Annotated in this window: 7 protein-coding genes; 4 read left to right on the top strand and 3 right to left on the bottom strand. The window is 64.7% G+C overall.

All coding sequences use genetic code 11. From position 1 onward, the window contains the following. The coding region (locus ACXJLU_RS24940; protein ID WP_457335621.1) for a hypothetical protein at window positions 1-1,070 on the top strand (1,070 nt) is incomplete at its 5' end. Between the two features lie 3 nt (window positions 1,071-1,073). Here the strand turns inward: ACXJLU_RS24940 and ACXJLU_RS24935 are convergent. Continuing rightward, on the bottom strand, window positions 1,074-1,865 hold the full coding sequence (locus tag ACXJLU_RS24935; protein ID WP_457335619.1) for a CPBP family intramembrane glutamic endopeptidase: 792 nt from the start codon (window positions 1,863-1,865) through the stop codon (window positions 1,074-1,076). Further along, the gene (gene recQ, locus ACXJLU_RS24930) at window positions 1,862-3,736 is read right to left on the bottom strand and encodes a DNA helicase RecQ (RefSeq protein WP_457335617.1); all 1,875 of its coding nucleotides are present in this window, start codon (window positions 3,734-3,736) and stop codon (window positions 1,862-1,864) included. Before recQ ends, ACXJLU_RS24935 begins: the two co-directional genes overlap by 4 nt. Window positions 3,737-3,832: 96 nt before the next feature. On the opposite strand from recQ, the gene ACXJLU_RS24925 reads away from it, so the two are divergent. Continuing rightward, on the top strand, window positions 3,833-4,351 hold the full coding sequence (locus ACXJLU_RS24925; protein ID WP_457335615.1) for a cupin domain-containing protein: 519 nt from the start codon (window positions 3,833-3,835) through the stop codon (window positions 4,349-4,351). Here ACXJLU_RS24925 and ACXJLU_RS24920 read toward each other — a convergent pair whose 3' ends face one another. Next, window positions 4,352-4,942, bottom strand: coding sequence for a hypothetical protein (locus ACXJLU_RS24920; RefSeq protein WP_457335613.1), 591 nt, complete (start codon window positions 4,940-4,942; stop codon window positions 4,352-4,354). Window positions 4,943-5,171: 229 nt separating this feature from the next. Between ACXJLU_RS24920 and ssb the strand changes: the two genes are divergently transcribed. Both ssb and ACXJLU_RS24910 read left to right on the top strand, forming a co-directional pair. Further along, window positions 5,172-5,705, top strand: coding sequence for a single-stranded DNA-binding protein (ssb, locus tag ACXJLU_RS24915; protein WP_457335611.1), 534 nt, complete (start codon window positions 5,172-5,174; stop codon window positions 5,703-5,705). 255 nt (window positions 5,706-5,960) lie between these two features. Beyond that, window positions 5,961-10,532: a hypothetical protein gene (locus tag ACXJLU_RS24910; RefSeq protein WP_457335609.1), complete on the top strand. Its 4,572-nt coding sequence runs from the start codon at window positions 5,961-5,963 to the stop codon at window positions 10,530-10,532. The last annotated feature ends 88 nt before the right edge of the window (window positions 10,533-10,620 follow it).

The following is a 10,620-nucleotide window of genomic DNA, read 5'->3' as shown; positions in this document are numbered from 1 at the left end:
GGCTGCGCGTGGCCGCGCGCCTGCGCAGCGCCGATGACGAGGCGGCCGCCGGTTCGAAGGCCGAGCCGCTGTGGCGGCGCACCGCCAAGGCCACCGCGCTGACGACGACGCTCGGGGTCGGTGCGTCAGGCACCTTGCTGCTGTCGATGTGGCAGGTGCAGGAGCAGCTGCAGCGCAACCGCACCGACCAGCAGACCGAGGCGCGCGTGCTGTTCACCGAGGTGTCGAAGGCGCTGCAGGATTTCAACGGCCGCTGCCCGAAGGTTGCAGAGCATGTGGTGACGCAGGCCTCGCTGCTGTTCGACCTGCGCGGCAGCCCGGCGATGCGCCCGCTGGAGCGCGCCGGCGTCGAGCGGCTGGCCGGCCGCATCGCCGACGAATGCCGCAAGGATGCCGATCCGAGCGCCGACTGCGTGGCCGCCAGCCAGCGCCTGCGCAACGACCTGTGCGCGGTGGTGCAGAAGCCACCGACCGAGAACACCGCGTTCAGCTACTGGCACCCCGGCACCTCGCCCGACGAGCAGGCGGTGGCGGCACGGCGCATCTGGCTCGCGCTGACGGGGCGCGCGTCGCAGCTCGCGAGTGCGGCGCATGTCGAGCTGCCGGCCCCGATGCCGCCGGTCGCGGCGGCGCCGGTGGAGTCGCCGCTGAACTCGCCCGAGAAGGCGAACCTGGGTGCCTGCCGGCAGGGCGACGAGCGCAGCACGCTGTACATCGAGATCTACGACGAGGCCTCGCGCGAAGCCGCGAGCGCGCTGCGCCAGGCGATCCAGCAGCAGGCCGACGTGCTGGTGCAGGTGGCGCCGATCGACAACGCGGCGCGCAATGCCGAGCTGCGCCAGCAGCGCCGCCCGGTGCCGTGGCCGGTGCCGACCTTCGTGCTGCACGACCCGGGCGGCCGCGAATGCGCGCTCGCGCTGTCGCGCTTCATCGGCGAGCCGTGGGTCACGCCGACGCGCATCGACGGCGTGTGGATCCGCGAGCGGCGGCGTTCGGCGGTGCCGCGCCCCGGCGTGATCGAGCTGTGGTTGCCGCCGGTGCTGGTGGCGGGGCAATCGGCGGAGCCCTGAGTCTCAGGCCTTCGAGGGCAGGCGCAGCAGCCGGCGCAGGCCCCACACGAACAGCGCCGCCGACAGCGGCAGCCCGAGCGGGTGCCCGATCACCTCGGACAGCCCCTGGCCGTCGCTGCTGGCCATCCACAGCACGCCGCCGTTGAACGCCGCATGCAGCAGCACGCACGGCCACAGCGAGCGCGTGCGCTGGTACGCGAGGCCGAGCACCAGGCCGGTGCTGAAACCGACGAAGAACTGGTAGACGTTGAAGTGCGCCAGGCCGAACAGCGCGGCCGAATGCACGATCGCGGTGGCCGGCGGGTAGCGCAGCAGCAGCCCGCGCAGCAGCAGGCCGCGGAACAGCATCTCCTCGAGCACCGGCGCCAGCACGCAGGCCGACAGCGTCGCCGCGAACGTGCCGTCGACCGCATGCGCGAACCACTCCGCCTCCCAGGCCGACAGCGGCAGCAGCGCCTGCAGCAGCCAGTCCATCCAGCCGTTCACCGACCACAGCAGCGGCAGCAGCGCGAGCAGCGGCGCGGCGGTGACGACCAGCGTGCGCAGCGGCGGCGAGGGCGCGTCGTGCAGCAGCTGCGCATGCGTGAGCCCGCGCCAGGCGAGCAGCGTCGACACGACGACGCCGGTGGCCAGCACGCGCGCCAGCTCGCCGAGCTGCGCGTCGCTGAGGGCCAGCGTGTCCTGCAGGTCCGCCAGCACGCCGCCGATCAGCATCTCGATCAGCACGAAGGCCAGCACGGTCAGGATCGCCGCGCCCAGCCCGTACGGCAGGGTCTCGGGGCTGCGCTGGCTCATTCGCCCAGCACCCGCAGGATCTCGCTGCCGTACGCCTCCAGCTTCTTCGCGCCGACGCCGCTGATGTGCCCCAGGTCGTCGAGCGACGACGGCTGCGCGCGCGCCATCTCGGCGAGCGTCGCGTCGTGGAAGATCACGTAGGCCGGCAGCCCGTGCTCGCGCGCCACCTCGGCGCGCCAGGCCTTCAGCGCGGCGAAGCGCAGCAGCCCGTCGTCGTCCAGCGGCACCGGCGGCGGCTTGTCGCGCGCGCCCGCCGTCTTGCCGGTCTTGCCCTTGGTGCTGCCGCGCCGCGCCTTCGGCGTCTCGCTCGCCTCGCGCAGCAGCAGCGTCACCTCGCCGCGCAGCACCTCGCGCGCGCTCGCGGTCAGCTCCAGCGTGTTGTATTCGCCTTCGGTGCGCAGGTGGCCGAGCGCGATCAGCTGGCGCAGCACCGTGCGCCACTGCACCTCGCTCAGGTCCGCGCCGATCCCGAAGGTCGACAGCGACTGGTGGCGGTACTGCGTCACCTTGTCGGTGGTCTTGCCGCGCAGCACGTCGATCAGGTGGCCGGCACCGAAGCGCTGGCCGTTGTTCTGGTGGAAGCGGTAGATGCAACTGAGCGCCTTGCGCGACGGCTCGGTCGCATCCCAGGTGGCGGGCGGGTGCAGGCAGTTGTCGCAGTTGCCGCAGGGCTCGCTGGCCTCGCCGAAGTAGGCGAGCAGCCGCACGCGGCGGCAGTCGTGCGCCTCGGCCAGCGCCAGCAGCGCGTCGAGCTTGGTGCGCTGGCCGCGCTTGAACTCCTCGCCGGCCGGGCTCTCGTCGATCATGCGGCGCTGGTTCACCACGTCGGCCAGCCCGTAGGCCATCCAGGCGTCGGCGGGCAGCCCGTCGCGGCCGGCGCGGCCGGTCTCCTGGTAGTAGCCCTCGATGTTCTTCGGCAGGTCGAGGTGGGCGACGAAGCGCACGTCGGGCTTGTCGATGCCCATGCCGAACGCGACGGTCGCCACCATCACGACGCCGTCCTCGCGCAGGAAGCGGTCCTGGTGGCGCTTGCGCACGTCGGCGTCCATGCCGGCGTGGTACGGCAGCGCGTTGATGCCCTCGGTCTTCAGCCAGTCGGCGGTCTCGTCGACCTTCTTGCGCGACTGGCAGTAGACGACGCCGGCATCGCCCTCGTGCTCGTCGGTGACGAAGCGCAGCAGCTGGGCGCGGGCGTTGTCCTTCTCGACGATGCCGTAGCGGATGTTCGGCCGGTCGAAGCTGCTGATGAAGACGCGCGCCTGCTGCAGCTGCAGCCGCTCGATGATGTCGGCGCGGGTCAGGTCGTCGGCGGTGGCGGTGAGCGCGATGCGCGGCACGCCCGGGTAGCGCTCGTGCAGCACGTTCAGCGAGAGGTAGTCCTCGCGGAAGTCGTGACCCCACTGGCTCACGCAATGCGCCTCGTCGATCGCGAACAGGCTCAGCAGCCCGCGCTCGTGCAGCGAATCGAGCTGCGCGAGGAAGCGCGGCGTCGTGATGCGCTCGGGCGCGGCGTACAGCATCACGAGGCGGCCGCTCATCATCTCGCGCTCGATCTTCTGGGTCTCGTCCAGCGTCAGCGTGGAGTTCAGGAACGAGGCGTGCACGCCGGCTTCTTCGAGCGCGCCGACCTGGTCGTGCATCAGCGCGATCAGCGGGCTCACGACCAGGGCCACGCCGCGGCCGGCGCGGTGCCGGGCGATCGCCGGCACCTGGTAGCACAGGCTCTTGCCGCCGCCGGTGGGCATCAGCACCAGCGCATCGCCGTCGCCGTTGACGTGGTCGACGATGGATTCCTGGGCGCCGCGGAACGCGGTGTAGCCGAACACCTCCTGCAGGATCTGCAGCGGTGCGGTGGAGGCTTCGGGGGTCACAGGCGGGGAGGGAGGGCGGGGGGCGAGGCCGCGATGTTACTCGGGGCGCTCTTCACGGGTTTCTGGCACCCTTGCGCCTTCACCAGGAGACTGCCGATGACCGACATCCACACGCCGCGCGCCGAGCAGCTGCGCCAGCTGTTGATCCGCAACTTCGATACCGTGCCGCGGGTGCGCGAAACGCGCGAGCCGCTGTACGACGCGACCGGCGCGCGCCTGGCCCGCGGCACCGCCGCGCTCAAGCTGGGCGCGAGCGTCGACGTGCTGCCGCCGGGCAAGCGCGGCTGTCCGTACCACTTCCACTATGCGCAGGAGGAGATGTTCGTCGTGCTCGAAGGCGAGGGCACGCTGCGCGTGGCCGGCGAGCACCTGGCGATCGCGGCCGGCGACGTGGTCTTCATCCCGCCGGGGCCGGAATACCCGCACCAGATCATCAACACCTCGGAGGCGCCGCTGAAGTACCTGTCGATCAGCACGAAGGACAGCCCGGAGGTGGTGGAGTACCCCGATTCGGGCAAGTACCTGGCGTCGGCGACGAAGGAGGGCGATCCGTTCGGCTTCGCGCGGATGCACCGGGCCGAGACGGATCTGGAGTACTGGGACGGGGAGCCCTGATCAGCCCTTGCGGTCCTGCGCGTCGGTCTTCTGGCGGTGGATCTTGCGGCTCTGGCGGTTCTCGCTGCGCTGGATGCCGCGCTCCTCGGCGGCACCGACGTGGCCGTCACGGGCGGCGGACGCTTCCTTGCGGTCGACGTGCGCCTGGCCGCGTTCGAGCTTCGACACCTCGTGGTTCGTCAGCGAGCCGTTCTGCACGCCGGCCTCGACCCGCTTCTGCTGGTTGATGTTGCGCTGCACGTCGGCCTGCATGCGCTCGGACGAGGCCGAGGTCGGGTTGCCCTTCACGTTGTTGCGCTTGGCCGCGGCGATGTCGCTGCTGACCTTGTTCTGCGCGGCGTTCAGGCGCAGCTTCTCGTCGGTGGACAGCTTGCCGTCCTTCAGCGCCTGTGCCTGCTGGTGGTCGACCTTGCTCTCTTCGCGTTCGAGCTTGCCGGCCTCCTTGGTGCTGAGCTGGCCGCTCTGCAGGCCTTGCTGGATGCGTTCCTGCTGGTTCACGTCGCGCTGGACGCTGCCGGCGGTGGTGGATTGGGCGAAGGCGCCGGCGCTGGCGGCCAGCATCATCGAGCTGATCAGGAGGGTGAACTTCATGGTGGACTCCGGTTCGGGTTGATCTGAATTCGAGAGTGGCGCGACCCTGCAGACGACAACGGGAGCCGGCGGCCGTCGTTGACCCCGGGCCGTGTGAAGTTTCATTGCCCGGGCGTGACGAGATGCATCCCCGGGTGGGTGGCCGGCCGGCCGGGTGGTCGGGTCCGCAGCCTCATAATCCGGCATCCCCCCGCAATTTCCCCGTTCTACTTTTCAGGAGCCGCTTTCCATGGCCTCGATCAACAAAGTCATCCTCATCGGCAACCTGGGCCGTGACCCCGAAGTGCGCTACTCCGCCAACGGCGCCGCGATCTGCAACGTGACCATCGCCACCTCGCGCAACTGGAAGGACAAGACCTCCGGCGAGAAGATGGAAGAAACCGAATGGCACCGCGTGGTGTTCTACGACCGCCTGGCCGAGATCGCCGGCGAGTACCTGAAGAAGGGCCGCTCGTGCTACGTCGAAGGCCGCCTGAAGACCCGCAAGTGGCAGGACAAGGACGGCGCCGAGAAATACACCACCGAGATCATTGCCGACAACATGCAGCTGCTCGGCGGGCGTGACGGCGGCGGTGAAGAAGGCGGCGGTGGCGGCGGCTACAGCCGTGGCGCCTCGGGCGGCGGTGGTGGTGGTGGCGGCGATCGGCTGGAACGCACCGAGCGGGCCGAGCGCCCCGTACCGGCCTCGCGCCCGGCCGCCACCAAGCCGGCCGCGAAGTCGTCGACCGGCTTCGACGACATGGACGACGACATTCCGTTCTAAGAGAAGCAGGGTTCTCTGTTGCCAACGGCCCCCTCTCCTTCTTGGGGAATTCCCCTGGAGATGGGATCGAGATCCGCCTTGGCTTGAGAACCGCGTTGGTCGCGCGTGCCTCGCGTTCGAGTTCTTTGGTGCGCGGCTGCACGCCTGCTGTCGGGCCAAGCCGAAGCCCGCCTTTGCCACGGCGCTAGACTGCCGTGAGCAGAACCGTGCACCGACCCGCATGCGACGGTAGTGGCATTGGGGAGGCGCAAAAAAATGAGCGTTGCCGGCACTAGATCCAACCGAGGAGACCTCTACCAAGTGGTGGTGGCGCTCCGCGAAGCGGTACTTGTACTGAGCGACCCCAATAGGGCATGGCTGGAACTGGATTCCACCATGCTCATGGCGGATGGCACGCCAATCTCGGTTGACGACGTCGTGGTCGGTTATCAAGACGGCCGCATGGAATGCATTCAATGCAAGAAGAACCAAGCGGACTTTAAAAACTGGACCGTCACTGATTTGGCAGATGAGTTGGTGAAAGCAGCCAAACTGGTGGCTGTCGAACCAAGTGCGACAGTTCGGTTCTATAGCCGTGGCGACTTTGGTTCTTTGGCGAAGCTCCGGGAGAAGGCCTCCGAAACAGGCAACGAGGGGGCCTTCCTACTGAATGTTGGTAAGGAACTCCAGTCCACCTATCAGAGCCTTGTAGACCTGCTGGCAAACGTGGCCAACGCTCCGACGGCGTTTCATTTCTTGCAGCGAGTCCGCTTCACTCCCACTCGTGAAATCGAGGATGTCCGAGAAGAGGCTCGCGTTTTGCTGCGAGCCATAGTGACCCGCGAGCCTGATGCATTCAATGCCTTGTGGCGATGTTTTGACGAGGCCGCTGGCAAGGTGGGCGACGGTGCGACCATGCCCGCGAAGTCTCGCTTCAGGAAGAGTGACTTGATTGCGCTGCTGGGCGCCTCTGGTTGTGCGCTAGGTGCGTCTAAAGCGCTGGTAGACATCGAAAGGGAACTTTGCGCGCTTTCGTCAATTGGTCGGCAATGGCCGCGAGACATCGGAGGGCTGCACTTTGACCGTGAGGCCGTGTCAAAGCTGTTGAACTGCATTGACGGAAAGGCGACCACGGTTCTGCTTACTGATGGACCAGGCGCTGGGAAAACCTGTGTTTTGCTGTCGCTTCTCGACGAACTTGAGAAGCGTGCGGATATCGTTCCGGTCTTTGTTCAGGCCCGTGAGTTCGCAGAATCAGGCAGCCTGCACGGCCGAGTCGAGTTGGGGTTCCCGAAGGACTTGTTTTCCCTAGTGTCCGGAGCCTCGGAGCACAAGCGAGTCGTGGTTGTCATTGACTCTTTGGATGTACTTTCTCTGGCTCGCGAAACCGAGAGCCTGAAGTTTTTCCTGGCCCTAGTCGACCGGTTGGCCCTGGTGCCAGACATAACCATCGTTGCGGCATGTCGGAGCTTTGACCTTCAGTACAACCACAAGCTGAAGTCGCGGAAGTGGGCCGCGAAGGTCGAGGTTGGCTTGCTCGACTGGGATAGTGCTGTCAGGCCGACACTCGAGGGGTGGGGCATAGACTGCGACCGCCTCGATGCGAACACGAGGGGTTTGCTTCCAAATCCTAGAAACTTGGCCCTCTATCGGGAGGTTGTTGAGCGCGGAGGCAGAAGCAATGCGGTCAGCGCGCAAGACCTGACTGAGCACTACTTGGATGCTGTGGTGCTTTCGGAAGAGCGTCTCGGCGACTCAGCCATGGAAGGCATTGAGGCCATTGCAACCACCATGCTGATGAAGCGGCGGTTGGATGTGGACCGCCGAAGCATCAAGCTAGGTGACGAGACCGTGCAGGCGCTCTTGAGTGCCCGAGTTCTTTTTTCCGGACGTGCCGGATGGTGCGGCTTCGGCCACCAGACGCTCCCGGATGCCTTGGCTGTCAGGGGTGCGAGGCGGAGAGGACTATCTCTCGCCGAGTTCATCAGAGCACTGCCAGCGGTGCCCTTTGTGCGGCCAGCGGTGCGAGCGTTCTTCTCTCATCTCCGAAGTTCCGATGTGAAGGACTTTCGAATACAGATGAGGGCGGCGTTTGATTCGGAGGTCGCCTTTCATCTGAAGCGCCTTCTCGCGGAGTCATTTTCAGAAGTCGAGCCTGAAGAGGAGGACTGGAATCTTGTCCGCTACCTCTACAGGAGCCATGACCACTTGTTCCGGGCGCTCTATTCCTCGGTGCGAAGTGTCAAGTGGTTCCACTTTCTGCACGGCCACTTGGTCCCAATCTGGGAAGCGGAGCGCAACGTGGACTGGCTGCAGATTCACATTCGGCGAGTAGGTGCTTGGCTACAGGAGGAAGAGGACGCGGTTATTACCTTTTGGGAGAAAGCGGCTCGCTCGGACTGGTTTGACGCGAATGCACGACGGCGCCTCATTGGTCTGCAACTCCACGGGGCACAGCCGCGCAATTGGTGGAGGCTGTTGCCTCTGCTCGATGCACTTTGTCGTTTGCCGTTTGAGACGTACGACTTTGTTGGTCATGCCTTGGAGAAGGTCATCTCGGCGACGGGGAGTGGTGACGAAGTACTGTGGAACTATCTCACCCAGGATGTGACCGACGACGCGATTCGAGCGTACAAGTTCGATACGGCGATAAGGATTGAAAATTCGTTCGAGAAGAACGAATTTCTTCTTGGCTGTTTCAAGCGGTCCGAGTGGCTGCTGGATCAAGGCGTGGAAGCATTGGAGCGCTGGTCGCATGTGCTGAGTCGCGACAAGACTCATCCTCAAGGCGAGCCGATATCTTGGAATCAAGAGTTCCTTGAGCACACATCGTACGAAGAGCCTCGTTCAGTTGATGACCTGCGGCATCGCTCCAGCGGGAATATCTTCGTCAGCGCCGTCGAGTTCGCCATCTTGCACCATGCCGCGAGCAGAAGCGATTGGTGGCGGCGCAATGGCATGCATATCTGCCTCAATCCGTGTGGCGGCTTGAGGTACATGGGAGCCGTCGCTTTGATCAGGCATCCCCAGGGAAATGAGGCGATAGCAAGAGCAGTTCTCACGCGAACAGACCTCTACTTTGACTTCGATTCCTTTGAGCTCGGGAGCTTGATTCGGGCTAGTGCCTACATGGTGCCCGATGTGGCGGAGAGCGTTGAGTTAGGTATCTGCAGACGCATCGAGCGGTACGGCGATGCAGACAAAGAGTATGTGAAGAGGGAGAAGTTCGATCTGCTCGACTCCATTCCAGCGCCCCTCAGGTCGGAAGAGGTTGTTCGAGCATTGGCCCGTTTAGGGAACGAACTGGGTCCACCGAATCGAAGTCCGAAGATTCGCAGTTGGAGCGGGTGGGTCAAGCCGCCACTGCTCGCTGTGGAGCTAATGGTGCTGAGTGACCGCGCGTTTCTGTTGCTTCTGCGTGGAGCGCAGGAACTCGGATGGAATCGAATTGGCTACGACCTGACCGGCGGACTCTCTGCCCTAGTCGGTCAAGTCCAAACAGCGGCTACGAAGCAGCCAGCTCGCTTCATGGCCCTTCTGACCAACGACTGGGGCGAGCTCGATGCTCGCTATCAAGCGGCAATCTTTGAGGGTGTCGCGAGATATTTGCAGCAGGTGCGGGGAAATTTGCAGCAGCAACAGGACTCAATTCCTACCGAGGACACCGATACAGACCAACTCGCGCTCCAAGTGCTACAAGAGTTGGAGCGGCATGAGTTCCGCTGGCGCGGTACTCGCGTTGGCATGGCGGCACTCCAGGGTTGCGCTCATTGCTTGGCGCAGGACGATGAGCTTGCGACTCGTATGGTTTTCTGGGCGGTAGGGTCAGTGGACGCCGACGACCCAGCTAGCGTCAGGGTGGCGGAAACGGATCTTGAGTCTCTCGGGCTGAACTGTGCGCGCGGAGAGTTGGCCGATAGCTTGATGGTCATTGGCACGAAACGCCTCGAAGAAGGCCTAGCTCTCCCCGCAATCCTCATGCCACTTCTTGTCCGACTATCTGTCGACCCTCATCCGGCGGTCAGGGCGATGGTGCTTAGGCGACTGGCCTACTTCATCTCCAAGTTCCCTGAGGGGTGGAGACTGCTGGAGAACATCGTCGATTGCGACGACGCCAGGATATGGAAGAGCGCCGAACGCTGCATCTACTACTTCTGTGCTGAGCGCTTCGAAGATGTGAAGCCGATGCTTGATGCCATGAAGGCGACCGGTGCCGCTCCTGCGCTTAAGTCTTGGGCACGTCTGTCGGCCCTCGCTACGCTGTCTTGGCGGATCGATATCTCCGTTCTGAGTGCCGAGTTGAAGCAACTAGCCAACGAAGGTGCCTGGAGCGGTGCTTGTATGGTGTGGTTTGCCAATAGTCGAAGAGCTGACCTATTCGATACGTGCATGGTCGGCCTGATGGCCGCTATGGACGACGATGTCGGCGCCAGCCAAGCGCTCTCTGGAATGTCTCGACTGTTTCGAGAGGACGAGGACGGTCCCGCAATACCAATCCCTATCTCGTTCTTGCAACGTGCGCTTGAGCGCGCCAATGAAATCAAGCATCAGGGAGGGTTCCATGGCCTGGAGAAATGGTGCTTCCGGCTAGCCGACTCCGACCCAGCCCAGGCTCTGGAGGTCGCAGAAGTCCTGGCTCAGTTCTCCGGTGTGCAGGGCTTCTCCTATGATGGACCGGAGGCACTGCCTGGTCTGCTGACGTCTCTGTTCCGTGAGGCTGAGGAGCAGGAGGTCACCGACCGAGGGGAAATGCTGAGGCGTGTCATCGCACTTCAGGACCAGCTTCTGCAATCAAGTCATGAGAGTCTGTTGCAATGGCTGAAGGCGGCGGAGAGGCTGGAGAGTTGAGGGCGCCGCCGCCGTGGCTTGGCGACATCAAAAGGATCGTTCTGGGTATGCTTCCGGCCATCCCATCTTGAAGCGAGCGGCAACAAGG

The organism is Rhizobacter sp. P5_C2 (genome assembly GCF_054049715.1).
Note: the sequence above shows the minus strand (reverse complement) of the source record. Positions and strands in the feature narration are given on the sequence as shown.

Coding starts and splice junctions, on each gene's coding strand:
- ACXJLU_RS24925 (WP_457335615.1), top strand. CDS start 3,833: ATGACCGACATCCACACGCCGCGCGCCGAGCAGCTGCGCCAGCTGTTG.
- ACXJLU_RS24910 (WP_457335609.1), top strand. CDS start 5,961: ATGAGCGTTGCCGGCACTAGATCCAACCGAGGAGACCTCTACCAAGTG.
- ACXJLU_RS24935 (WP_457335619.1), bottom strand. CDS start 1,865: ATGAGCCAGCGCAGCCCCGAGACCCTGCCGTACGGGCTGGGCGCGGCG.
- ACXJLU_RS24920 (WP_457335613.1), bottom strand. CDS start 4,942: ATGAAGTTCACCCTCCTGATCAGCTCGATGATGCTGGCCGCCAGCGCC.
- ssb (WP_457335611.1), top strand. CDS start 5,172: ATGGCCTCGATCAACAAAGTCATCCTCATCGGCAACCTGGGCCGTGAC.